Annotated in this window: 19 protein-coding genes, 6 tRNA genes and 1 pseudogene; 2 read left to right on the top strand and 24 right to left on the bottom strand. The window is 66.2% G+C overall.

Features of this window, described 5'->3' with window-relative positions; genetic code table 11:
* From YS110_16665 to YS110_16655, 3 genes are all read right to left on the bottom strand, one after another.
* A complete protein-coding gene (locus YS110_16665; GenBank protein UJB66265.1) occupies positions 1 to 666 on the bottom strand; it encodes a BON domain-containing protein in 666 nt (221 codons plus the stop codon).
* On the bottom strand, positions 663 to 1,262 hold the full coding sequence (locus YS110_16660) for an SIS domain-containing protein (GenBank protein UJB66264.1): 600 nt from the start codon (positions 1,260 to 1,262) through the stop codon (positions 663 to 665). Before YS110_16660 ends, YS110_16665 begins: the two co-directional genes overlap by 4 nt.
* A gap of 67 nt (positions 1,263 to 1,329) precedes the next feature.
* Entirely contained in the window at positions 1,330 to 1,722 is a 393-nt protein-coding gene (locus YS110_16655; GenBank protein ID UJB66263.1) for a YraN family protein, read from the bottom strand.
* On the opposite strand from YS110_16655, the gene rsmI reads away from it, so the two are divergent.
* A complete protein-coding gene (gene rsmI / locus YS110_16650; protein UJB66262.1) occupies positions 1,722 to 2,642 on the top strand; it encodes a 16S rRNA (cytidine(1402)-2'-O)-methyltransferase in 921 nt (306 codons plus the stop codon). The two genes, YS110_16655 and rsmI, sit on opposite strands and share 1 nt — an antisense overlap.
* A gap of 116 nt (positions 2,643 to 2,758) precedes the next feature.
* On the opposite strand, the gene YS110_16645 is transcribed toward rsmI, so the two are convergent.
* The 21 genes and pseudogenes from YS110_16645 to YS110_16545 form a co-directional block, all read right to left on the bottom strand.
* Positions 2,759 to 2,834 (bottom strand) — tRNA-Phe (locus YS110_16645).
* A 51-nt stretch (positions 2,835 to 2,885) separates the two neighbouring features.
* On the bottom strand, positions 2,886 to 3,566 hold the full coding sequence (locus YS110_16640) for a response regulator (GenBank protein ID UJB66261.1): 681 nt from the start codon (positions 3,564 to 3,566) through the stop codon (positions 2,886 to 2,888).
* A gap of 35 nt (positions 3,567 to 3,601) precedes the next feature.
* A complete protein-coding gene (locus YS110_16635) occupies positions 3,602 to 5,884 on the bottom strand; it encodes a HAMP domain-containing protein (protein UJB66260.1) in 2,283 nt (760 codons plus the stop codon).
* Positions 5,881 to 6,387, bottom strand: a complete 507-nt coding sequence (locus YS110_16630) for a DUF4390 domain-containing protein (protein UJB67495.1) — start codon at positions 6,385 to 6,387, stop codon at positions 5,881 to 5,883. Before YS110_16630 ends, YS110_16635 begins: the two co-directional genes overlap by 4 nt.
* Positions 6,388 to 6,487: 100 nt before the next feature.
* Positions 6,488 to 7,852, bottom strand: coding sequence for a 16S rRNA (cytosine(967)-C(5))-methyltransferase RsmB (rsmB, locus tag YS110_16625; protein UJB66259.1), 1,365 nt, complete (start codon positions 7,850 to 7,852; stop codon positions 6,488 to 6,490).
* Entirely contained in the window at positions 7,849 to 8,394 is a 546-nt protein-coding gene (locus YS110_16620; protein ID UJB66258.1) for a LemA family protein, read from the bottom strand. Before YS110_16620 ends, rsmB begins: the two co-directional genes overlap by 4 nt.
* Positions 8,395 to 8,474: 80 nt before the next feature.
* A complete protein-coding gene (gene rpoC, locus YS110_16615; protein ID UJB66257.1) occupies positions 8,475 to 12,707 on the bottom strand; it encodes a DNA-directed RNA polymerase subunit beta' in 4,233 nt (1,410 codons plus the stop codon).
* Positions 12,708 to 12,837: 130 nt separating this feature from the next.
* The gene (rpoB, locus tag YS110_16610; GenBank protein UJB66256.1) at positions 12,838 to 16,962 is read right to left on the bottom strand and encodes a DNA-directed RNA polymerase subunit beta; all 4,125 of its coding nucleotides are present in this window, start codon (positions 16,960 to 16,962) and stop codon (positions 12,838 to 12,840) included.
* A gap of 288 nt (positions 16,963 to 17,250) precedes the next feature.
* Positions 17,251 to 17,628, bottom strand: a complete 378-nt coding sequence (rplL, locus tag YS110_16605) for a 50S ribosomal protein L7/L12 (GenBank protein ID UJB66255.1) — start codon at positions 17,626 to 17,628, stop codon at positions 17,251 to 17,253.
* 49 nt (positions 17,629 to 17,677) lie between these two features.
* Positions 17,678 to 18,184 (bottom strand): 50S ribosomal protein L10, encoded by a 507-nt coding sequence (gene rplJ, locus YS110_16600; GenBank protein UJB66254.1) that lies wholly within the window; start codon positions 18,182 to 18,184, stop codon positions 17,678 to 17,680.
* Positions 18,185 to 18,417: 233 nt separating this feature from the next.
* Positions 18,418 to 19,113, bottom strand: coding sequence for a 50S ribosomal protein L1 (gene rplA / locus YS110_16595; protein ID UJB66253.1), 696 nt, complete (start codon positions 19,111 to 19,113; stop codon positions 18,418 to 18,420).
* Position 19,114: 1 nt separating this feature from the next.
* A complete protein-coding gene (gene rplK / locus YS110_16590) occupies positions 19,115 to 19,546 on the bottom strand; it encodes a 50S ribosomal protein L11 (GenBank protein UJB66252.1) in 432 nt (143 codons plus the stop codon).
* A 135-nt stretch (positions 19,547 to 19,681) separates the two neighbouring features.
* A complete protein-coding gene (gene nusG, locus YS110_16585; protein ID UJB66251.1) occupies positions 19,682 to 20,278 on the bottom strand; it encodes a transcription termination/antitermination protein NusG in 597 nt (198 codons plus the stop codon).
* Positions 20,278 to 20,661 (bottom strand): preprotein translocase subunit SecE, encoded by a 384-nt coding sequence (gene secE / locus YS110_16580; GenBank protein UJB66250.1) that lies wholly within the window; start codon positions 20,659 to 20,661, stop codon positions 20,278 to 20,280. Before secE ends, nusG begins: the two co-directional genes overlap by 1 nt.
* A gap of 88 nt (positions 20,662 to 20,749) precedes the next feature.
* A tRNA-Trp gene (locus tag YS110_16575) sits at positions 20,750 to 20,825 on the bottom strand.
* Positions 20,826 to 20,839: 14 nt separating this feature from the next.
* Positions 20,840 to 22,029 (bottom strand): annotated as a pseudogene (gene tuf, locus YS110_16570) (elongation factor Tu).
* Between the two features lie 76 nt (positions 22,030 to 22,105).
* Positions 22,106 to 22,180, bottom strand: a tRNA-Thr gene (locus YS110_16565).
* A gap of 47 nt (positions 22,181 to 22,227) precedes the next feature.
* Positions 22,228 to 22,301: transfer RNA gene (locus tag YS110_16560), tRNA-Gly, on the bottom strand.
* A 52-nt stretch (positions 22,302 to 22,353) separates the two neighbouring features.
* Positions 22,354 to 22,439: transfer RNA gene (locus YS110_16555), tRNA-Tyr, on the bottom strand.
* A gap of 71 nt (positions 22,440 to 22,510) precedes the next feature.
* Positions 22,511 to 22,586: transfer RNA gene (locus tag YS110_16550), tRNA-Arg, on the bottom strand.
* Positions 22,587 to 22,641: 55 nt separating this feature from the next.
* Positions 22,642 to 23,274: a TetR family transcriptional regulator gene (locus tag YS110_16545; GenBank protein UJB66249.1), complete on the bottom strand. Its 633-nt coding sequence runs from the start codon at positions 23,272 to 23,274 to the stop codon at positions 22,642 to 22,644.
* Positions 23,275 to 23,447: 173 nt separating this feature from the next.
* Between YS110_16545 and YS110_16540 the strand changes: the two genes are divergently transcribed.
* Complete coding sequence (locus tag YS110_16540; GenBank protein ID UJB66248.1) at positions 23,448 to 24,707, top strand: efflux RND transporter periplasmic adaptor subunit; 1,260 nt, start codon at positions 23,448 to 23,450, stop codon at positions 24,705 to 24,707.
* The last annotated feature ends 9 nt before the right edge of the window (positions 24,708 to 24,716 follow it).

The raw sequence follows: 24,716 nt of genomic DNA, 5'->3' as shown, positions 1-24,716 counted from the left end.
TCAGGGCGCGCGGGTCAGCGGGTCGGGGTCGCGCACCACCGGCGCGGGCTGGGGGTTGGCGAAGTTGCGGCTCAGCTCCTCTTCGGAAATGATCTCGAACACGCGCACCACCTTGGTCACGCCGCTGACGCCGCGCACGATTTCGGTGGCGCGTGTCGCCTCGCGCTGGGTCACGCGGCCCATGAGGTAGACCACGCCGCGCTCGGTCACGACCTTGAAGGCGGGGCTGGTCAGGTCCTTGGCATCGACGAAACTGGCCTTGACCTTGCCCGTGATGAGGGTGTCGTTCGAGCGCTGCGACAGCGACGAGGGCGGCGCCACCACCAGGTCGTTGACGATCGAGCGCACGTTCTCCACCTCGCGCACGGTCTGCTCGACCTTCTGGCGGTCCTCCTGCGTCGGCACTTCGCCGGTCAGCAGCGCCTGGCGGTTCCAGCTCGTGACGTTGACGTGGGCCCGGTCGCCGTACATGCCATGCAGGCGGTTGGCCGAGCGGAACTCGATGCCCTCGTCCTCCAGTTGCGTGCCCGAGGTGCGGCGATCCACCGCCACCAGGGTGCCGACGGCGGCGCCGCCCATGACCAGCGGCACACAGGCCGACAGCCCCCCCGCCAGCGCGGCCGCGGCAAGCAGCATGCAGACGCTGCGGTTTCGTTCAGACTTCATAACGGTACCTCCTGTTCACCCAATAGTTGCGCATCCACGCCATCGCACAGGCAGTGCAGCGCCAGGCCATGGACCTCGCGCACGCGCGCGGCGCGCTCGTGCGGCACGGCGATCCATACGTCGGTCTCGCGCAGCAGGGCCGCCAGATCGCCGCCCGCCTGCCCCGTGAGGGCGACCACGCTCATGTCGCGTTCGTGCGCCGCGACGGCGGCCGCCAGCAGCGCGGGATCGTTGCCCGCCACCGACAGCAGCAGCAGCACGTCTCCCGCCTGCCCCAGGGCGCGCACCTGCCGTGCCAGGCCCTGCTCCGCGTCGATCTGGCCCGAAGGCGAGACATGCAGCGCCGCGTCTGCGCTGAGCGCCAGCGCCGCCAATTCCGGGCGCTCGCGCTCGAAACCCGCCACGCACAGGGCGGCAAACTGCCGCGCCTGCGCGGCGGACGGGCCGCTGCCGCAGGCCAGCAGCTTGCCGCCGCTGGTCACGCACGCCAGCACGGCCTGCACGGCCGCCGCAATGGGCTGGCTCAGCGCCTGCGCGGCCTGGTACTTCAGGTCGGCACTGTCGATGAAATGCTGTTGGATGCGTTGCTCAAGCATGGGCGGCAATGATAGCGGCCCATTGCTACAGGCCCTGTAGCAAAGCGTTGGCACCCGGCCATGCCGGTCAGCCGTCGGCGTCGAAAGCCGCGCGCAGCCACTGCACCTGGCCGCCTTCCACCAGCACGGCATCGAAGCGGCACGGCGGCGGCGATGGCCAGCGCAGCAGGTAGTGGCGCGCGGCCAGGACGATGCGCCGGCGCTTGGCGGCGCCAATGCTCGCCCCGGCGCCGCCATGGCTGGCCTGGGCGCGGCTGCGCACCTCGACGAAAACGAGCGTGCCGTCGGGCGCGCGCAGCACGAGGTCGATCTCGCCGCCGCCGCGCCCGGGCGTCCGATAATTGCGCGCCTGCAGGCGCAGGCCCGCCGCCTGCAGATGAGCCAGCGCCAGGTCTTCGGCCGCCTGCCCCACGGCCCGCGTGGTGCGGCCGCGCAGCCCCATTTTTTCAAGGAAATCCATTGAGCGCCTCTTTCGCTTCCGCCCTTGGCGCCGCCCGCGAGGCGGCGGCTGCGCAGCATTATCCGCAAGGGGCGCTGTACGTCGTGGCCACGCCCATCGGCAACCTGGCCGACATCACGCTGCGCGCGCTGCACGTGCTGCAGCTCGCCGATGCCATTGCCTGCGAGGACACGCGCCACACCCAGGCGCTGCTGCGCTCGTACGGGCTGGAACGCCCGGGTAGCCAATTGCTGGCCGTGCACCAGCACAACGAGCAGGAGGCCGCGCAAACCGTGGTGCTGCGCCTGCAGGCCGGCCAGCGCGTGGCCTACGTGAGCGACGCTGGCACCCCGGGCGTGAGCGATCCCGGCGCGCGCCTGGTGGCCGCAGTGCGCGCCGCAGGCCTGCGCGCCCTGCCGCTGCCCGGCGCGAGCAGCGTGACCACCGCGCTGAGCGTGGCGGGCGCGGTGGCCCCGGGCGTCGAGGGGTCGGGCTTCGTGTTCTCTGGTTTCCTGCCGACCAAGCCAGGTGAGCGGGCCCAGGCCGTGGCAGCGCTGGCGCAGGAGCCGCGCTGCGTGGTGCTGCTGGAGGCCCCGCACCGCATCGCCGAGCTGGCGCAGGCGCTGGCAACGCTCGGCCCGCGCCCGGTCACGCTCGGTCGCGAGCTGACCAAGCAGTTCGAGGAAGTCGTGACACAACCCGCGTGCGAGCTGCCCGCCTGGCTCGCCGGCGGGCCCCAGCGCACGCGCGGTGAATTCGTGGTGCTGCTGCACCCAGCCGCCGCGGAGGGCGACGCTGGCGAGGGCCTGCGCGCGCTGCGCCTGCTGCTGCAGGAGCTGCCCGTAAAAACCGCCGTGCGCCTGGCTGCGGAGATCACAGGCGAACCCCGCAACGCCCTGTACGCCGCAGCGCTGGCGCTGAAGCACGGCGATACTCCATGAAAAACGGCTTCAGCGCTTATTCAGCAAGCGCTGATAGCTATTGATTCAGAAGCATATGCCACCAGGGAGAAGGCAATAAAAAAGCCCCAAACTGGAGAGCTTGGGGCTTTTGAACCTGGTGGCTCGGGGCGGAATCGAACCACCGACACGCGGATTTTCAATCCGCTGCTCTACCAACTGAGCTACCGAGCCAAGACTTCAATTATAGCCAGAAAAAACCGCCTCTGATTCTCCACACGAAATTTATCCGCGCTTGTTGCGCCCCAGTTCCACGCCCAGTTGGCGCAGCTTGCGGTACAGGTGGGTGCGCTCCAGGCCCGTTTTCTCGGCCACGCGCGTCATGGAGCCGCCTTCGCGTGCCAGATGGAACTCGAAATAGGCTTTCTCGAAGCCATCGCGCGCCTCGCGCAAAGGACGGTCCAGGTCGAACCCCTGGTGTGCCAGCGGCCCCATGTCGGCAGGCATCACCGGGCTGTGCAGGGGAAGGCTAGCGACCGCGCCATCGCCCAGCGCGGCCAGGGGCTTGTGCGCCGCCAGCGCGGCGGGCGCGGCGTTGGCCTGGCTGCGCGCCAGCCCCTGTTCCACGGCCTTGAGCAGCTTTTGCAGGGTGATGGGTTTTTCCAGGAAGGAGAAGGCGCCGATGCGCGTGGCCTCGACGGCGGTGTCGATGGTGGCGTGGCCGCTCATCATGATCACGGGCATCGTCAGCAGCCCCGTCGCGGCCCACTCCTTGAGCAGCGTGACGCCGTCGGTGTCAGGCATCCAGATGTCGAGCAGCACCAGGTCGTAGGTGGCGTCCGTGCGGGCGCTGCGGGCCTGGGTCGCGTTCTCGGCGAGGTCCACGCTGTGCCCCTCATCGTTGAGGATTTCGGACAACAGATCCCGAATGCCGAGCTCGTCGTCCACCACCAATATGTTTGCCATGTCTGTGAAGCGCCTTGTCTTGCGATGCGGTGTTGTTAAAGCGCCACCGCGCGCTCAGGCGCGAATGATAGCGACACTTGGGCACCTCGCACCATGCCGTTTTCCATACGGTTGACGAGATCGACACGCGCGCCGTGCTCGTCCGCGATTTTCTTGACCACCGCCAGCCCCAGGCCCGTGCCCCCCGACTTGGTGGTGACGTAGGGCTCCAGCGCGCGCTGCAGGATGTTCGGCGCGAAGCCGCTGCCGCTGTCGCTCACGGTGAGACGCACGCGGCGCGACGATTCGCTCCAGTGCGTGCCGATGCGCACCGGCTCGGCCGGCGCCTGGCCCTTGCGTGCGGCCTCTTCGGTCGCGTCCTGGGCGTTTTGCAGCAGGTTGTGCACCACCTGGCGCAGTTGCTGCGCGTCGCCCGCCACCGGCGGACAGCGCGGATCCAGCTCCACCGCCACGGGCACCGTGGCGTTTTCGCTGCCGTACAGCTGCAGCACGTCGGCCACCAGGGCGTTCAGGTCCAGCGGGTGCAGCTCGGCGGCAGGCAGGCGCGCATAGTCGCGGAACTCATTGACCAGGCGCTTCATCGCGCCGACCTGGTCGACGATGGTGCGCACCGACTTGGCGAGCACCGCCTCCTCGGCTTCGGGCAGCTTGCCGGTCAGCTTCATCTGCAGCCGCTCGGCCGAGAGCTGGATGGGCGTGAGCGGGTTCTTGATCTCGTGCGCCACGCGCCGCGCCACTTCGCCCCAGGCCTGGGTGCGCTGGGCCGAGACGATCTCGGTGATGTCGTCGATGACCAGCAGGCGCGAGCCATCGGGCAGCTCGGCGCCGCGCACCACCAGGCTGGTGCCGCTGTGCGCGTTGCCGCCGGGCGGCGCGTGCAGCACAAAGGACTGCTGCCAGTGGTCCAGGCCATGCAGCACGCTGCGGTCGGCGGCGAAGGCATCGAACTGCTGCTGCACGGCGGCGGCGAACTCGGCCAGTTCGGGCACTTCGCCCAGCCCGCGCCCCGCGTAGGCGGCCATGGGCGCGCGCAGGATGCGCGTGGCGCCGGGGTTGGCCGATTGGATGATGCCCAGGGGATCCAGCACCACCACGCCCGCCGTCAGGTTGTCGAGCATCGCCTGCAGGTTGGCCCGCGCGGCGTCGACGTCGCGCATGCTGCGCTCGACGGCCGAGCGGGCGTCGGCGAGCTGCTGCGTCATCAGGGCGAACGAGCGCGTGAGGCCGCCCAGCTCGTCGCGGCCCTGGAGCACGGCCTTGGGGCTGAGGTTGCCCTGTGCCACCTCGCGCACGCCCTCGGCCAGCACGAGCAGCGGGCGCGCCAGCTGGTTGCCCAGCAGCACGGCCAGCAGCACGGCGCCGAAAACCGCCAGGAACAGGCTCAGCGTGAGCGTGCCGATGTACATGCGCCGCAGCCCGCCGCGCGCCAGCGCGCGCTCCTGGTACTCCCGGTTGGCCTCCTGCACCGCCACGGCGTTGGCCACCAGGGCCGCCGGCAGGGGCAGCGTGGCCTGGAGGAAGCGCGGCTCGGGCAGCAGGCCGACCTGCGTGCTGCTGACCTGCACCAGGGTGCGCACGCGGGCGTTCTGCAGCGCAGCCGGGTCGGTGGTGTCGTCCAGCCCTTCGATCTGGAACACCTGGCTCTGCTGGCGCGCCGCGCGCAGTAGCTGCGGGCTGGGGCGCTCGGGGCTGATGGTGTAGCGCGACTGGCCCGCGCCGGCCACGGCCTGCCCCGCCGCGTTCCACAGCACCAGGTCCGTGGCCCCGAGCTGGTCGCGGATGCGCTCCAGCACCAGGCCGGCGGCGGCATCGGGCACCTGGCTGAGCTGGGCGCTGGCCTGGCGCGTGTTGTTCGCCATGTCGGTGGCGATGGTGTCGAGCGTGACGCGTGCCAGGCTCACGCCCGCCGACAGCGCGCCCTCGACCTTGACGTCGAACCAGCTCTCGATCGAGCGCGAGACGAACTGGTACGACACCACGTAGATCAGCAGCCCCGGCACCAGCCCCACCAGCCCGAAAATGCCGGCCAGCTTGACCAGCAGGCGGCTGCCGAAGCGCTTGCGCTTGAGGCGTAGCGCCAGGCGCGCCGCCACCCACACCAGCACGCCCAGCAGCGAGGCCGCCACCAGCACGTTGACGCCGAACAGCCAGGCGTAGTTGTGCTCGTACAGCGCGCGGTTGTTGGTGGCCAGCGTGAGCAGGAACAGCAGCACCAGGCCGATGGCGCACATCACGGCCACGCCCACGGCCAGCGCCCAGCGCACGGTGCGCGAAGGGCGCGCAGCGCCGTGGGAATCGGCGGGCGGCAGCTCGCTCATGGGGCATGCTCCGCAGGCAGGCGCTGGCTGCGCGCCACCAGCAGGTTCCAGCCCGAACGCGGGCCCAGGGCGCCGATCTGCAGCGGGCGCGGCAGCTGCGACATGTCCACCCGGAAGCGCAGCTGCACCACATGGCCCACGCCGCCATCCAGCTCGGAGGGTTCGGCGATCTTCCAGCGCGCGATGCGCTGCATCGCCGCGAGCGCCTCGTCGTAGTCGTCGAAGTGCTGCGCCAGCGCCACGCCCAGGCCGGCATTGGTGAACGGCGCGGACGCCACCTGCAGCCGCCAGCGGCGCGTGAGCGGCTGGTACGACAGGCGCAGGTAGCGGTGGGCCTGCGCGACGGTCTTGTCCGACCAGTACCAGCGCTCGCGCAGCACCTCGGCCTCGGTGGTGAAATACATGGGAATGCCCTTGCGCAGCGCGTCCTCGACCAGCTCGGGCAGCTCGAAGTTCAGGCTGGCGCTGAGCAGCAGCCCCTCGTCGGTGCGTTCGAGCTGCATCTGCACCACCTCGCCCGGCACCTGGGCCGGGGCGGGCGCGGCCCAGCCCAGCAGCAGGCACAGCAGGGCGGCCCACAGCCAGGCCCGCGCCGTGGCGGGCTCAGGCGGGCGCTTTGTCCAGCAGTGCGTAGTAGAAGCCGTCGTGGTCACAGGCTGGATTGTCCCGGACTGCGCCGCCCGCGCCGCCGCCGCCGGGCAACAAATGGCCAGGAGACGGCCGCCACCGGGCATCGGTGTTGCGCGCAACAAACGCCTGGACCTGCGCATCGCCCTCGGCCCTGAACACCGAGCAGGTGGCGTACAGCAGGCGCCCGCCCGGCGCCAGCAACGGCCACAGGGCGTCGAGCAGGCGCGCCTGGACGGCAGCGAGCTGCGCCACGTCGCCGGGACGTCGCAGCCAGCGCACGTCCGGGTGGCGGCGCACGATGCCGGAGGCCGTGCATGGCGCATCGAGCAGGATGGCGTCGAACGGCACACCGCCGCAGTGCGGCTGGAACCAGTCCTGCGGGCGCCCCGCGTTCCGCGCCAGTACCTGGGCCTGCAGGCCCAGGCGCTGCAGCGTGCCGTGGATGCGCTCGCAGCGCTGCGGATCGACATCCAGCGCCGTGACGGCGATGGGCGCATCGGGGCGTGCGCATTCGAGCAGATGCGCCGTCTTGCCGCCCGGCGCCGCGCACGCATCGAGCACGCGCAGCGCCCGCCCGGCCGGGCGCTGGAGGCCGTCCAGCAGCAGCGGCGCGGCGCGCTGGGCCGCGAGGTCCTGCACCGCCACCCAGCCCTCGCTCCAGCCGGGCAACTGCTGCACCGGCACGGCCTGGCGCAGCAGCAGGCCGCAGGCGCCCACCGCATGCGCTTCTATGTTGATAGCTGCCAGCGCTTGCTGGTATTGGGCTGGAGCCACTTTTTGCTGATTGACGCGCAAGGCCATGGGCGCATGCGCGTTGTTCGCTTCCAGGATGGCTTGCCAGTGCTGCGGCCAGTCCTGGCGCAGGCGCTCGATCCACCACGCGGGGTGGTTCCAGCGCGCCTGCGGGTCGGCGTCGGTAGCGGCCACCAGCGCATCGCGCTCGCGCAGGAAACGGCGCAGGCAGGCGTTGACGAACCCGGCCTGGGCCGTGGCGGCGCCGCGCTTGGCGGCCTCCACCGCCTGGTTGACCAAGGTGAACGGCGCGTAGGGCGCGCTGCCTTCGTCCCAGGCCAGCGCCAGCGCGGTGCACAGCAGCGCATCGACACGCGGCGGCGGGTTGCGCGGCGCGAGCTGGCGGCGCAGCGCCTGGGCGCGGCCCAGCTGGCGCAGCACCTGGAACAGCAGGGCCTGCACGCCGGGGCGCAGCGGGCCGCCGTGCGCGTCCAGCGCGGCAGTGGCCGACTGCCCGGCGCGCACGGCCTGCAGCGCGGCAGCGGTGGCCGCCAGTTGCTGCCACAGCGGCACGGAGGAAGGCGTGGAGGGCGGGGAAGGATTCATAGCGGCCGCGCAGGCTTGAAGCCAAAAAGCCAGGCCAGAAGGCATGGCGGAAACTGGGCAATGGCGGCGTTGTAGCACGCCACGGCGTCGTTGAACTGCTGCAGGGCCAGCAGGTTTTGCGCCTGGTGCGCATCCCACTGCTGGCGCCACGGGGCGCAGGCGGCGGGGCCGTCCTCGTCCTCGCGCACGCGCAGCAAGGCCTGCCAGGCGGCAGACAGCACTTCGCGCCCGGCGGCCAGCGCGGCGGCAGCGTCGGCCTGCAGCGGCCGCGCCCGCGCCACCGCCAGCGAGGCGCCGAACTGCGTGGCAGCGGCCTGCAGCGCGGTGCGCGCCTGGCCCACGGCGCCCTGCGCGGCCGGGTGCGCGGCCTCGTGGGCGGCACCGCATTCGGCCAGCAGGGCCAGGAGGCGCACCAGGTGGGCATCGAGCCCGCCGAACGCCTGCACCACCGCCGAGCGCAGCCGCACCAGGCGGTTGTAGGCGCCAACGGCCCAGAACAGCGTCAGGGCGCACAGGCCCCAGAAAACGGGAGAGGTCGGCATGGCGTCGTGGATGGCAAAAAAAAAGCTCCCGGCCTGCCAGGCAGGGCGGGAGCATCGCAGCGTCGTAGCGCCGCGGTGGCTTAGTCCGCGGCGTCGCCCGCGTGGGCGTTCACCTCGGGCTCATCGGCGCCTTCGGTGACGGCAGCCATCTCGGCGGCTTCGGCCTCGGCGATGGCGCGGCGCTCGGCGTCGTCCATGGCATCCTTGACCTTGCGCGCCTGGTGGTAGGCCAGGCCCGTGCCAGCCGGGATCAGGCGGCCCACGATGACGTTTTCCTTCAGGCCGCGCAGCTCGTCGCGCTTGCCCATGATGGCCGCCTCGGTGAGCACGCGCGTGGTTTCCTGGAACGACGCGGCGGAGATGAACGAGTCGGTGGACAGCGACGCCTTGGTGATGCCCAGCAGCACGTTGGAGTACGTGGCGGGAATCTTGCCCTCGGCCTGCAGCGCCTCGTTGGTGTTGAGGATCTCGCTGCGCTCGACCTGCTCGCCGCCGATGTAGCTGGACTCGCCCGGGTTCTCGACCACGACGCGGCGCAGCATCTGGCGCACGATCACCTCGATGTGCTTGTCGTTGATCTTCACGCCCTGCAGGCGGTACACGTCCTGCACTTCATCGACGATGTAGCGCGAGAGTTCCTCGATGCCCAGCAGGCGCAGGATGTCCTGCGGGTCGGCCGGGCCGTCCACGATGTGCTCGCCCTTGTTGACCACCTGGCCTTCGTGCACCAGGATGTTCTTTTCCTTGGGGATCAGCTCTTCCCACACCTTGCCGTCCGGGTCAGTGATCTGCAGGCGCACCTTGCCCTTGGTTTCCTTGCCGAAGGAAATGGTGCCGGTCATCTCGGCCAGCGTGCCCTTGTCCTTGGGCGTGCGGGCCTCGAACAGCTCTGCCACGCGCGGCAGACCGCCGGTGATGTCGCGCGTCTTCTGGCCTTCGACCGGAATGCGCGCCAGCACTTCGCCGGGGCCCACGTCCTGGCCGTCGCGCACCTGGATCAGCGCGCCCACCTGGAAGCCGATGGCCACCGAGTGGTCGGTGCCGGGGATCTTCACCTCCTGGCCGTTCGCGTCCACCAGCTTGACCAGCGGGCGCACCACCTTGGCGGAGCCGCGGCGCTTGGGGTCGATCACCACCAGCGTGGACAGGCCGGTCACGTCGTCCACCTGCTTGGCCACGGTGAGGCCTTCCTCGATGTTCTCGAACTTCACCTGGCCGGCGAATTCCGTGATGATCGGGCGCGTCAGCGGGTCCCAGTTGGCCAGGATCTTGCCGGCCTTGATGGCTTCGTCGGGCTTGACGGTCAGCACCGCGCCGTACGGCACCTTGTGGCGCTCGCGCTCGCGGCCATGGTCGTCCTGGATGATGATCTCGCCGGAACGCGCGATCACCACCAGCTCGCCCTTGGTATTGCTGACGTAGCGCATCGTGGCGTTGAAGGCCACCAGGCCGTTCGACTTGGCTTCCACGCTCGACGCGATGGCGGCGCGCGAAGCAGCGCCGCCGATGTGGAACGTGCGCATGGTCAGCTGCGTGCCGGGTTCGCCGATGGACTGCGCGGCGATCACGCCCACGGCTTCGCCGAGGTTGATCAGGCCGCCGCGGCCCAGGTCGCGGCCGTAGCACTTGGCGCACAGGCCGAAGCGGGTTTCGCAGGTCAGCGCGGTGCGCACCTTGACCTCGTCCACACCCACGGCTTCCAGCTCCTCGATGAGGTCTTCATCGAGCATGCGGCCCGCCGGAGCGAGCACGGCGCGGGTTTCGGGGTGCAGCACTTCCTCGGCCGTGGTGCGGCCCAGGATACGGTCGCGCAGCGACTCGATCACCTCGCCGCCCTCGACGATGGCGCGCATCAGCGAGCCGTTGCTGGTGCCGCAGTCCTCCTGGTTCACCACCAGGTCCTGCGTCACGTCCACCAGGCGGCGCGTGAGGTAGCCCGAGTTCGCGGTCTTCAGCGCCGTATCCGCCAGGCCCTTGCGGGCGCCGTGGGTGGAGATGAAGTACTGCAGCACGTTCAGGCCTTCGCGGAAGTTCGCGGTGATAGGCGTTTCAATGATCGAGCCGTCCGGCTTGGCCATCAGGCCGCGCATGCCGGCGAGCTGGCGGATCTGGGCGGCAGAACCCCGCGCGCCCGAGTCGGCCATCATGTAGATGGCGTTGAACGACTCCTGGTTGACTTCGTTGCCGTGGCGGTCGATGGTCTTCTGCACCTTGAGCTGGTCCATCATCACCTTGGACACGTCGTCGCCGGCCTTGCCCCAGATGTCCACGACCTTGTTGTAGCGCTCGCCCGACGTGACCAGGCCGGAGACGTACTGCTGCTCGATCTCCTTCACCTCGGCCTCGGCGCGGGCCAGGATGTCGGCCTTCTGCGGCGGCACCAGCATGTCGTCGATGGCCACCGAGAAGCCGGCGTGCGTCGCCAGACGGAAGCCGTTCTGCAGCAGCTTGTCGGCGAACACCACGGTTTCCTTCAGGCCGCACTTGCGGAAGCTGGCGTTGATGAGCTTGGAGATTTCCTTCTTCTTCAGCGCCTTGTTCAGGTTGCTGAAGGGCAGGCCGCGGGGCAGGATCTCGCTCAGCAGCGCGCGGCCCACGGTGGTGTCCACGAGCTTGGTCTCGGGCACGAATTCGCCCGTGGCCTTGTCGCGGGTCCACTCGGTCAGGCGCACGCTGATCTTGGCGTGCAGCTCGGCCTCGCCCGCGTCGAGTGCGCGCTGGACTTCGCCGGTGTCGGCGAACACCAGGCCCTCGCCCTTGCCGTTGATCTTGTCGCGCGTGGCGTGGTACAGGCCCAGCACCACGTCCTGCGAGGGCACGATGGACGGCTCGCCCGAGGCCGGGAACAGCACGTTGTTGGAGGCCAGCATCAGCGTGCGGGCTTCCATCTGCGCTTCCACCGACAGGGGGACGTGCACGGCCATCTGGTCACCGTCGAAGTCGGCGTTGAACGCCGCGCACACCAGCGGGTGCAGCTGGATGGCCTTGCCTTCGATCAGGATGGGCTCGAACGCCTGGATGCCCAGGCGGTGCAGCGTGGGCGCGCGGTTCAGCAGCACCGGGTGCTCCTTGATGACCTCTTCCAGGATGTCCCACACCACGGGCGTGCCGGCTTCCACTTCCTTCTTCGCGGCCTTGATGGTCGTGGCGATACCCATGGCTTCGAGGCGCGAGAAGATGAAGGGCTTGAACAGCTCCAGCGCCATCAGCTTGGGCAGGCCGCACTGGTGCAGCTTGAGCGTCGGGCCCACGGTAATCACCGAACGGCCGGAGTAATCGACGCGCTTGCCCAGCAGGTTCTGGCGGAAGCGGCCGCTCTTGCCCTTGATCATGTCGGCCAGGGACTTGAGCGCGCGCTTGTTCGCGCCCGTCATGGCCTTGCCGCGGCGGCCGTTGTCCAGCAGGCTGTCCACGGCTTCCTGCAGCATGCGCTTTTCGTTGCGCGCGATGATCTCGGGCGCCTTCAGCTCCAGCAGGCGCTTGAGGCGCGAGTTGCGGTTGATGACGCGGCGGTACAGGTCGTTCAGGTCCGACGTGGCGAAGCGGCCGCCATCCAGCGGCACCAGCGGACGCAGGTCCGGCGGCAGCACAGGCAGCACGTCGAGCACCATCCACTCGGGCTTGATGCCAGACTTCCTGAACGCTTCGAGCACCTTGAGCCGCTTGGCGTTCTTCTTGACCTTGACCTCGGAGCCGGTCAGGTCGCCGCGCAGGCGCTCGATCTCGGTGTCGATGTCGATGCCTTCGAGCAGGTCCTTGATGCCCTCGGCGCCCATCTTGGCGACGAATTCATCGCCGTACTCGCGGCACTTGGCGTCGTAGTCGTCCTCGCTCATGATGCTGAACTTCTTCAGCGGGGTCATGCCGGGGTCGGTCACCACGTAGGCTTCGAAGTACAGCACGCGCTCGATGTCGCGCAGCGTCATGTCCAGCACCAGGCCCAGGCGCGACGGCAGCGACTTGAGGAACCAGATGTGCGCGCAGGGCGCGGCCAGGTCGATGTGGCCCATGCGCTCGCGGCGCACCTTGGTCTGCGTGACTTCGACGCCGCACTTCTCGCAGATCACGCCGCGGTGCTTGAGGCGCTTGTACTTGCCGCACAGGCACTCATAGTCCTTGATGGGGCCGAAGATCTTGGCGCAGAACAGGCCGTCGCGCTCGGGCTTGAACGTGCGGTAGTTGATGGTCTCGGGCTTCTTCACCTCGCCGAAGGACCAGGAACGGATCTTCTCGGGCGATGCCAGGCCGATCTTGATGGCATCAAAATGCTCATCGGGTGTGAATTGCTTGAACAGGTCGAGTAGCGATTTCATGTGACTCTTTCCTTTTCACCTAAAAACATAGCTGCTGGCGCTTGCTGCATAAGGGTTCGCAACACAAAACACTTGCAAACCAAGATGTGGCGAGCGCCAGCCGCTCACTTTTTTAAAAACTCGATCCTGCTCAGGAACGTTCCAGCTCGATGTCCAGGCCCAGGGAACGGATTTCCTTGACCAGCACGTTGAACGACTCGGGCATGCCTGCCTCGATCGCGTGTTCGCCCTTGACGATGTTCTCGTACACCTTGGTACGGCCCTGCACGTCGTCGGACTTCACCGTCAGCATTTCCTGCAGCACGTAGGACGCGCCGTAGGCTTCCAGCGCCCACACTTCCATCTCGCCGAAGCGCTGGCCGCCGAACTGCGCCTTGCCGCCCAGCGGCTGCTGCGTGACCAGCGAGTACGGGCCGGTGGAGCGCGCGTGCATCTTGTCGTCGACCAGATGGTGCAGCTTCAGGTAATGCATGTAGCCGATGGTCGTCGGACGCTCGAAGCGATCGCCCGTGCGGCCGTCGTACAGGTAGGCTTGTGTGCGCGTCTCGGTCAGGCCCTTGCGCGCCTTCAGGTCCTCGGGATAGGCCAGCTTGAGCATGTCCTTGATCTCGGCCTCGGAGGCACCGTCGAACACCGGCGATGCATACGGCACGCCGTGGGTCAGGTTGCCGGCCATGGCCATGACTTCGGCGTCGGACAGCTGGCTCAGGTCTTCCTTGCGGCCGCGGGTGTTGTAGACCTCTTCGAGGAACTGGCGCACCTCGGCGGCGGCGGCCTGGTCGCGCAGCATGTCACCGATGCGCTGGCCCAGGCCCTTGCCGGCCCAGCCCAGGTGGACTTCCAGCACCTGGCCGATGTTCATGCGCGAGGGCACGCCCAGCGGGTTCAGCACGATGTCGGCGGGCGTGCCGTCGGCCATGTGGGGCATGTCTTCCACGGGCGTGATCTTGGAGACCACGCCCTTGTTGCCGTGGCGGCCGGCCATCTTGTCGCCGGGCTGCAGGCGGCGCTTGACGGCCAGGTAGACCTTGACCATCTTCAGCACGCCGGCCGGCAGCTCGTCGCCTTGCGTGAGCTTCTTGCGCTTTTCCTCGAAGGCCAGGTCGAAGCTGTGGCGCGTCTGCTCCATGGCGTTCTTCATGGATTCGAGCTGCGCGGCCACGGCCTCATCGGCTGGGCGGATGTCGAACCAGTGGTGCTTTTCCACGCCGTCGAGGTAGGCCTTGTCGATCTTGGTGCCCTTGGCCAGCTTCTGCGGGCCGCCATTGGCCACCTTGCCGGCGAGCAACTTCTCGATACGGTCGAAGGCATCGGCCTCGACGATGCGCAGCTGGTCGTTCAGGTCCAGGCGGAAGCGCTTGAGTTCATCGTCGATGATCTGCTGCGCGCGCTTGTCGCGCTGGATGCCTTCGCGGGTGAACACCTGCACGTCGATCACGGTGCCCGAGCTGCCCTGGTCCACGCGCAGCGAGGTGTCCTTCACGTCGGACGCCTTCTCGCCGAAGATGGCGCGCAGCAGCTTCTCTTCGGGCGTCAGCGTGGTCTCGCCCTTGGGCGTGACCTTGCCGACCAGCGTGTCGCCGGGCTGCACTTCGGCGCCGACGTAGATGATGCCGGACTCGTCCAGGCGGTTCAGTTGCTGTTCCGACAGGTTCGGAATGTCGCGCGTGATTTCCTCGGCGCCCAGCTTGGTGTCGCGCGCCATCACCACCAGTTCCTCGATGTGGATCGAGGTGTAGCGGTCTTCGGCCACCACGCGCTCGCTGATCAGGATCGAGTCCTCGAAGTTGTAGCCGTTCCAGGGCATGAACGCGATCAGCATGTTCTGGCCGATGGCGATCTCGCCCAGGTCGGTCGATGCGCCGTCGGCGATCACGTCACCCTTGGCTAGCACGTCACCGCGCTTGACGATGGGGCGCTGGTGGATGTTGGTGTTCTGGTTGGAACGCTGGTACTTGATGAGGTTGTAGATGTCCACACCCACTTCGCCGGCCACTGCCTCGGCGTCGTGCACGCGGATCACGATGCGGGTCGCATCGACGTAGTCCACCACGCCGCCGCGCTTGGCCGTCACCACGGTGCCGGAGTCCACGGCCGCGACGCGCTCGATGCCTGTGCCCACCAGGGGCTTCTCGGGACGCAGCACGGGCACGGCTTGGCGCGACATGTTGGCGCCCATCAGCGCGCGGTTCGCGTCATCGTGCTCCAGGAACGGCACCAGCGACGCCGCCACCGACACGATCTGCGCCGGCGACACGTCCATGTACTGCACGCGATCGGCGGAAACGAGCGTCGATTCGCCCTTCTCGCGCGCCGACACCAGCTCGCCGGTCAGGCGCCCTTCGGCGTCCAGCGTGGCGTTGGCCTGGGCGATGACGTACTTGCCTTCCTCGATGGCCGACAGGTAGTCGATGTCCATCGTCACCTTGCCATCCGCCACGCGGCGGTACGGGGTTTCGATGAAGCCGTACTCGTTCAGGCGCGCGTACAGGGCCAGCGAGTTGATCAGGCCGATGTTCGGGCCTTCCGGCGTTTCGATCGGGCAGACGCGGCCGTAGTGCGTGACGTGCACGTCGCGCACCTCGAATCCGGCGCGCTCGCGCGTCAGACCGCCCGGGCCCAGTGCGGACACACGGCGCTTGTGCGTGATTTCGGCCAGCGGGTTGGTCTGGTCCATGAACTGCGACAGCTGCGAGGCGCCGAAGAACTCCTTGAGCGCCGCGGAAATCGGCTTGGAGTTGATCAGGTCGTGCGGCATCAGCGGCTCTTGCTCGGCCTGGCCCAGGCGTTCCTTCACAGCCTTCTCGATGCGCGCGAGGCCCGTGCGGTACTGGTTCTCGGCCAGTTCGCCCACGCAGCGCACGCGGCGGTTGCCCAGGTGGTCGATGTCATCGACCTCGCCCTTGCCGTTGCGCAGGTCCACGAGGATCTTCACCACGGCCAGGATGTCGTCGTTCGACAGCACCATCGGGCCCGTGGACTCGTCACGGCCGATCTTGGCGTTGAACTTCATGCGGCCGACGCGCGACAGGTCGTACGTGTCGGCGCTGTAGAACAGGCGCTGGAACAGCGCCTGCACGGCGTCGTCGGTTGGCGGCTCGCCGGGGCGCATCATGCGGTAGATGGCCACGCGCGCCGCGTTCTCATCGGCAGTTTCGTCGATGCGCAGGGTCTGCGAGATGTACGGGCCCTGGTCGAGCTCGTTGGTGTAGATGCACTGGATTTCCTGCACGCCAGCGGCGCGCAGCTTCTTCAGCAGCGCCTCGGTCAGTTCCTCGTTGGCCTTGGCGATGATCTCGCCGGTGTCGCCGTCGATGATGTTGCGCGCCAGCACGCGGCCAATCAGGAAATCTTCCGGCACGCTCACGTGCGTGGTGCCCGACTGTTCCAGTTCGCGCGTGTGGCGCGCGGTGATGCGCTTGTCCTTGGCGACGATGACCTTGCCCGACTTGTCGGTGATGTCGAAGCGCGCCACTTCGCCCTTGAAGCGATCGGCCACGAACTCCATCTGCGCGCCGCTGTCCATCAGGCGGAAGTTGTCGTTGACGAAGAAATTCGCCAGGATCGATTCGGGATTCAGGCCGATGGCCTTGAGCAGGATCGTCACCGGCATCTTGCGGCGGCGGTCGACGCGGAAATACAGGATGTCCTTGGGGTCGAACTCGAAGTCCAGCCACGAGCCACGGTAGGGAATGATGCGCGCGCTGAACAGCAGCTTGCCCGAGCTATGGGTCTTGCCCTTGTCGTGCTCGAAGAACACGCCGGGCGAGCGGTGCAGCTGCGAGACGATCACGCGCTCGGTGCCGTTGATGATGAACGAGCCCTTGTCGGTCATCAGGGGCACCTCGCCCATGTAGACCTCCTGCTCCTTCACTTCCTTGACCACCTTGGACTGCGACGTGGAAGACTCGCGGTCGTAGATGATGAGCTGCACCTTGGCGCGTACGGCCGAGGCGAAGGTCAGGCCGCGCGTCTGGCACTCGCGCACGTCGAACGCGGGCTTGGCCAGGTTGTACTCGACGAACTTCATTTCCACGAAGCCGTTGTGCGAGACAATCGGGAATGCCGAATTGAACGCGGCCTGAAGGCCATCGCCGCTGCGTTTCTTGGGAGGAGTGTCGGCCTGCAGGAAGGCTGTGTATGCGTCCTTCTGCATCTGCAGCAGGTAAGGCACTTCGAGCACGCTGTCACGGCTACCGAAGCTCTTGCGGATGCGCTTGCGTTCGGTGTAGCTGTACGTGGATGTTTGGGCCATGAGATCTCCGGGCAAAGACATGGAATGAGGTCTTCGACGACTGCCCCACAGAAACGGCATGCTCTGCGGGCTTGGCGGTTGGCCACTACCAACCATGGCGGACGGCGATGCATTGCACATCGCCCGAACCAAGGCGTCTTCCGCTGTCGGACGGTTCAGAAGACACTAAAAAATAGCCCCGGGGCCATTTTTTGGTGTGCTCTGGGGACGCATGCCCATCGCATGACCCATAAGCACCAAAGGCTGGAGGCCCTTGACAAGACCTCCAGCCCGGCGACGAAAACCCAATTACTTGAGTTCGGCCTTTGCGCCGGCTTCCACCAGCTTCTTGACGGCGGCTTCGGCATCAGCCTTGGCAACGCCTTCCTTGACGTTCTTGGGCGCGCCGTCCACCAGGTCCTTGGCTTCCTTCAGGCCCAGGCCGGTGATTTCGCGCACGGCCTTGATGACCGACACCTTGTTCGCGCCGGCTTCGGTCAGCACGACGTTGAACTCGGTCTTTTCTTCGGCGGCAGCAGCGGCGGCGCCACCACCGGCGGCAGCGGGAGCAGCCATGGCGGCAGCGCTCACACCGAACTTCTCTTCAATGGCCTTCACCAGGTCATTGAGTTCCAGGACCGTCATGCTGTCCAGCGCGGTCAAGAATGCGTCTTTATCGAATGCCATTTTGATTTCCTAACAATTGGTTTAAGAGGGGGACGTCTGCCAGGCCGCATCAAGCGGCAGCAGGTTCGCCTTCGCCTTTCTTGGCCGCCAGGGCACCCAGCACCACGGCGGTGCGGGAGATCGGCGACATCAGCAAGCCACACAGCTGGGCCAGCAGCACTTCCTTGGAAGGGATGTTGGCCAGTTGCTTCACGCCGTTCACGTCCAGGGCCTTGCCACCGAAAGCGCCACCGCGAATCACCAGCTTGTCGTTGGTTTTCGCGAAATCGGCCACCACCTTGGCGGCGGCCACAGCGTCTTCGGAGAAGCCATAGATCAAGGGACCGGTCATCTGGTCGGCCACCACGTCGAACTGACTGCCTGCCACAGCGCGGCGTGCCAGGGTGTTCTTCAGAACACTCAGGGAAACGCCTTGGCTGCGTGCGGCAACGCGCAGTTTGGTCATGTCGGCGACCGTGATGCCACGGTACTCCGCGATCACGAGCGTTTGAGCTTTAGCGGCGAGGCTGGTCACTTCGTTGATGACCGCTTCTTTCTCACTGCGATTAAGACTCAAGGTCTACTCCTTCATATGCGCACTTCGGGCAAGCCTCCGTGCGCGCTCTTGGTTAGCAGCGACCAACTGTTTCGGAACATGCATTCCATCTGCAGCGGGATCGCCATCTGCGCTGGCTCTGTGGATTTAAGTGCAGCCAACTGCACACCAGCGGTCTTGGATGGCCCGATGCGGCAACGCCGCACCAGCCCACCACTGAAGCACTCTTGCGAGCGCCTCAAGATTCACCGCAATCAGGCTGCGATGGATTGCGTGTCGACGCGAACGCCGACACCCATGGTCGAGGACACAGCCACCTTGCGCAGGTACAGACCCTTGCTCGTGGCCGGCTTGGCCTTGTTCAACGCGTCGATCAGCGCAGCGAGGTTGCCTTGCAGCTTCTCGTTGTCGAAAGAACGGCGGCCGATCGTGCTGTGGATGATGCCGGCCTTGTCGACGCGGAACTGCACCTGACCCGCCTTGGCATTCTTCACGGCCGTGGCGACGTCGGGCGTCACCGTGCCGACCTTGGGGTTCGGCATCAGGCCGCGCGGGCCGAGGATCTGGCCCAGCGTACCCACGACGCGCATTGCGTCGGGTGCGGCAATGACCACGTCGAAGGGCATGTCACCGGCCTTGACCTGGGCAGCCAGGTCGTCCATGCCGACGATGTCGGCGCCTGCGGCCTTGGCTTCCTCGGCCTTGGCACCCTGGGCGAACACAGCCACGCGGGTGGTCTTGCCAGTGCCGTGCGGCAGCACGACGGCGCCACGCACCACTTGGTCGGACTTCTTGGCGTCCACGCCCAGTTGCACGGCCACGTCGATGGACTCATCGAACTTGGCGGTCGCGGCATCCTTCACCAGCACCACGGCCTCGGCGAAGGGATACAGCTTGGTGGAGTCCACCTTGCCCTGCAGGGCCTTTTGCTTCTTGGTCAGCTTCGCCATTTCAGAGGCCCTCCACCGTCACGCCCATGGAACGGGCAGAGCCAGCCAGCGTACGCACGGCAGCGTCCACGCTCGCGGCATTCATGTCCTTCAGCTTGGTCTTGGCGATCTCTTCGAGCTGTGCGCGCGTGATCTTGCCGACCTTGGTGCTCAGCGCATTGGAAGAGCCCTTGTCCAGCTTGATCGCCTTCTTGATCAGCACGGTGGCCGGCGGCGTCTTGATGACAAAAGTGAAGCTCTTGTCGGCAAATGCCGTGATCACCACGGGCAGCGGCAGGCCCGGCTCGACACCCTGGGTCTGCGCGTTGAACGCCTTGCAGAACTCCATGATGTTGAGACCGCGCTGGCCCAGCGCGGGACCGATCGGGGGAGAGGGATTGGCCTTACCAGCTGGCACTTGCAGCTTGATGAAGCCGACGATTTTCTTCGCCATTGAAAGCTCCTTGCGGGTACAAACGCCACGCCGCAAAACGCGACAGGCTCCCCGGGGTTACCGACTCATTGATGTGATTTGCGCCGAGTCGAAAAGCGCGAGATTCTCTCAGGGACGGCTATCCCTTGGTTCAGCTCAGGTTTTTTCCACCTGGGCGAATTCCAGCTCCACGGGCGTGGAACGGCCAAAGATCATCACGGAAACACGCAGACGGTTCTTTTCGTAGTTGACCTCTTCCACCGTGCCATTGAAGTCCGTGAACGGGCCTTCCTTGACACGAACCATCTCGCCCACCATGAATTCGACCTTGTGGCGCGGCTTGTCCGTGCCTTCCTGCATCTGGCTGACGATCTTCTGCACCTCCTCCTCGGAGATCGGTGCCGGACGGTTCTTGGCACCGCCCACGAAGCCCGTGACCTTGCTCGTGTGCTTCACGAGGTGCCAGGTGTCGTCCTCCATGACCATCTCGACGAAGACGTATCCCGGGAACAGGCGGCGCTCCGTCGTCTTGCGCTGGCCATTCTTCATCTCCACGACCTCTTCGGTCGGGACAAGAATGCGCCCGAACTTGGACTGCATCCCTGCACGCATGATGCGCTCCGTGATGTTGCGCTCGACCGCCTTTTCCATACCCGAATAGGCATGCACGATGTACCAGCGCAGATCTGGATTCACAGTCGAACCCGCAGCCTCGGGTGCCTGCGATCCACCTGTCACGAGGGATTCGCTCATCACTTCCTCCAGCCCAAAATCAAGTCGTACAACACCCACTCCAGGGTCTTGTCGGTCAACCAGAGAAAAAGCGCCATCAGCACAACGAAGGCGAACACATAGCCCGTCATCTGCAAGGTTTCCTTGCGTGTCGGCCATACAACCTTCTTGACTTCCTTGACGGCATCACGCGCAAAGCCGACAAACTGACGCCCCCACTCGGACGTGAGAAACACACCCACCGCAGCTGCCAGCCCCACCAGCAGCACGGCCCATTGGACGAAAGCACCCTGCTTGCCCAACAGGTAAAAACCAGCGAGGGATGCCACCACCAATGCAACGACGGCGGCCAGCTTTGCCTTGTCGGCACCCGTGCTGACGGTATCAATCTGAGTAGTGGCCATATCGGATCGTTATTGGCACTGAAGGTGCCATGCACAAGACACTGAAGCCCGCCAGACTCTGGCGGGCTTTCTGGTTGCCACTTTTAGGTGGCAGGGGCAGTAGGAATCGAACCTACAACCTTCGGTTTTGGAGACCGACGCTCTGCCAATTGAGCTATACCCCTACGAATGAGCAAATTTACTCAATGATCTTGGCCACGACGCCGGCGCCCACGGTGCGGCCGCCTTCACGGATGGCGAAGCGCAGGCCTTCTTCCATGGCGATGGGGTTGATCAGCTTCACGGTGATGGACACGTTGTCGCCGGGCATCACCATTTCCTTGTCGGCGGGCAGCTCGATGGAGCCGGTCACGTCGGTGGTACGGAAGTAGAACTGCGGACGGTAGTTGTTGAAGAACGGGGTGTGGCGGCCGCCTTCGTCCTTGCTCAGCACGTACACCTCGGCGGTGAAGTGCGTGTGCGGCTTGATGGAGCCGGGCTTGCACAGCACCTGGCCGCGCTCGACGTCTTCGCGCTTGGTGCCGCGCAGCAGCAGGCCGACGTTGTCACCGGCCTGGCCTTGGTCGAGCAGCTTGCGGAACATTTCCACGCCGGTGCAGGTGGTCTTTTGCGTGTCGCGGATACCGACGATTTCGATTTCTTCGCCGACCTTGATGATGCCGCGCTCGACGCGGCCGGTCACCACGGTGCCGCGGCCGGAGATGGAGAACACGTCTTCCACGGGCATCAGGAAGGCGCCGTCGATGGCGCGTTCGGGCGTGGGGATGTAGGTGTCCAGTGCTTCAGCCAGCTTGTCGATGGCTTGCTCACCCAGGGGGCCCTTGTCGCCTTCGAGGGCAAGCTTGGCGGAGCCGCGGATGATGGGGTGTCGTCGCCGGGGAAGCTGTACTTGGACAGCAGCTCGCGCACTTCCATTTCGACGAGTTCCAGCAGTTCTTCGTCGTCCACCATGTCGCACTTGTTCAGGAACACGATGATGTAGGGCACGCCCACCTGGCGGGCCAGCAGGATGTGCTCGCGGGTCTGGGGCATCGGGCCGTCGGCGGCCGAGCACACCAGGATGGCGCCGTCCATCTGGGCAGCACCGGTGATCATGTTCTTGACGTAGTCGGCGTGGCCGGGGCAGTCCACGTGGGCGTAGTGGCGGTTGGCCGTTTCGTATTCGACGTGGGCGGTGTTGATGGTGATGCCGCGGGCCTTTTCTTCGGGGGCCGCATCGATTTCGTCGTACTTCTTGGCTTCGCCGCCGAACTTGGCGGACAGCACGGTGGCGATTGCCGCCGTCAGGGTGGTCTTGCCATGGTCCACGTGGCCGATCGTGCCTACGTTGACGTGCGGCTTGGTCCGCTCGAACTTACCTTTTGCCATTTTTTCGACTCCGAAAAAAACTACTAACCCAACTCGACAATATGGGCGCACCCCAGCATGGAGTGCGCCCAAATTCTGGTGCCCTTGGCGGGAATCGGACCCGCGACCTCTCCCTTACCAAGGGAGTGCTCTACCACTGAGCCACAAGGGCATACCCAATCCACGAATGCAGACCGGAAAATTTCACTCAAGCAAACCTGGAGCGGGAGACGGGAATCGAACCCGCGTCATCAGCTTGGAAGGCTGGGGTTCTACCATTGAACTACTCCCGCACAGATCGTGCTTAACCCAAGGAAAACCTTGAGAACTTCTCCACACCATTTCTGGTGGAGGGAGCTGGATTCGAACCAGCGTAGGCGTAAGCCAACAGATTTACAGTCTGCCCCCTTTAGCCACTCGGGCATCCCTCCGGAGAAACTCGAAGTATAGCAGCATTTTTACCGCACACAAGATCCGGAGATTTCTCAACAGGAACAGCGTGTGGCGCGGCTGGCGGGGATCGAACCCACGACCCTTGGCTTCGGAGGCCAATACTCTATCCACTGAGCTACAGCCGCATACCCCGCAATGGAGCGAGTCGGCGATTATCGCATGGACCAGCCCGCCGCAGCGTCAGTCCACACCCAACTCAAAACCCAACCCCCTGAGGTAAGCATCCACCGTAACCCGCCCCACCTCCAGCAGATCGAAGCCCCCGCGATTGAGCATCCAGCCCTGCAACAGCCCGTCAAACAACGCCCAGAGCCCCATCGCCGCGACATCCGCCGACATGGACAGCATCAGCTCCTGGGCCTTCGCAGCGGAGGCCACATCCTCCCGAAGCTTCGCGCGAAACCCCTCGCACGCCATTACATGGCGGTCACGCACTGCGCCCAGCTCCTGAACGTACTCGACCTTGTACATGGCGATCTCGAATACACGGCGGGCCCGCTCATCCGTCGCCACCGCACGCAACACCCCCTGCACCGCCCCCCGCAGGCGCCACAGAGACGCCCCCTCCTCCACATCCACGCCCCCAAGCCCATAAGCGCACTCCAATGGCAGCGTGACGCGGTCCATCATGGCATTGAACAAGTCCGCCTTGTCTTTGAAGTGCCAATAGATAGCCCCCCTGGTGGCACCAGCAGCCTGCGCAATGTCACCAAGCGAAGCACGGGAAACCCCTTTGTCATAAAAGACTTGCTCCGCCGCATCCAGCAGGCTATTGCGCGTAGCTACCGCATCCTCCTTGGTTCTGCGCACCATCGCAATCACCTCCCTGTCACATTCAGAAAACACCATGGACCCTGTGCAGTCCTGCATTATACATTCATGAATGTATGTATAATGCCAGACTTTTTTGCAGCACCATTCCCCGCCAGGCCAGCGCCGCATAGCAGCTCACCTGACGATATGCGGCCCTAACGGAAGGACTCTCCATGCACAGCACGCGCGCCCCTGCAGACAAAGACACGACGACAGTCCACCACCTGAAATACACCCTTCTTGCCCTTGCATGCGCTATGGCATTGGGGGCCTGCGGCGGCAAGGGCGATGCCCCGGCGGCAAGTGGCGGCCCCAAGATGCCTCCCGTTCAGGTCGGCGTCGTGAAAGCCACCCCGGGTGATGTGGGGCTGGTCACGGAGCTTCCCGGCCGCGTCGAGGCCGTGCGCACGGCGCAAATTCGCGCCCGGAGCGCAGGCATCCTGCAAGAACGCCTCTTCCGCGAAGGCAGCGAGGTCAAGGCAGGCCAGCTGCTTTTCAAGATAGATGCAGCGCCCTACACCGCAGCACTGGAAAGCGCCCGCGCCACCCTGGCGCGCGCCGAGGCCAATTGGACCCAGGCCTCGGCCCAGCTTGAGCGCCTGCGCCCCCTGGTCGCGGCCAATGCCGTCAGCAAGCAAGACTTCGTCAACGCCGAAGCGTCGCAGAAGGCTGCCTTGGCCGACGTGGCAGCCGGCAAGGCAGCCGTTCGGCAAGCCGAAATCAACCTCAGCTACACCGCCGTGACGTCCCCGATCAGCGGGCGCATCGGCCGTGCGATGGTGACAGAGGGTGCCTTGGTGGGACAGGGAGAAGCAACCCAACTAGCGTTGGTACAGCAGATCAATCCGGTGTACGTGAATTTCACCCAATCCTCCACCGACGTGCTGAACCTGCGCCGCGCCATGGAGGCTGGCCAGCTCAAGCGTGCCGCAGGCGCCCAGGCAGCCAGCGTGCGCGTGATGCTTGCCGACGGCAGCGAGTACCCGCTGCCGGGCAAGCTGCTGTTCACTGACCTGTCTGTGGATCCGACCACGGGCCAGGTCACGCTGCGCGCAGAAGTCCCCAACCCCAAGGGCGAGCTGCTGCCCGGCTTGTATGTGCGCGTGCGCGTGGAGCAAGCACAGGCGTCGAACGCTATCACCTTGCCGCAACAGGCCGTGACACGCACGCAGCAAGGCGACAGCGTGAACGTGGTCAGCGACGATGGCAAGGTCACGCCACGCAACGTGAAGGTCACCATGGCCCAGAACAACCGCTGGCTCGTCCAGGAAGGGCTGCAGGCCGGCGAGCAGGTGATGGTCGATGGCTTCCAGAAGCTGATGATGCTGCCACCGGGCACCCCCGTGCAGGCCGTGCCTTGGCAACCGCCGGGCGCTACCGCACCCGCGAACGCAGCAGCCCCCGCCGCAACCGCGTCGGCTACCGCCCAATAAACAGAGGCC

Origin of the sequence: Acidovorax sp. YS12, from assembly GCA_021496925.1 — a bacterium.
Lineage (GTDB): Bacteria > Pseudomonadota > Gammaproteobacteria > Burkholderiales > Burkholderiaceae_C > Paenacidovorax.
This window is presented reverse-complemented; position numbering and strand designations above follow the sequence as displayed.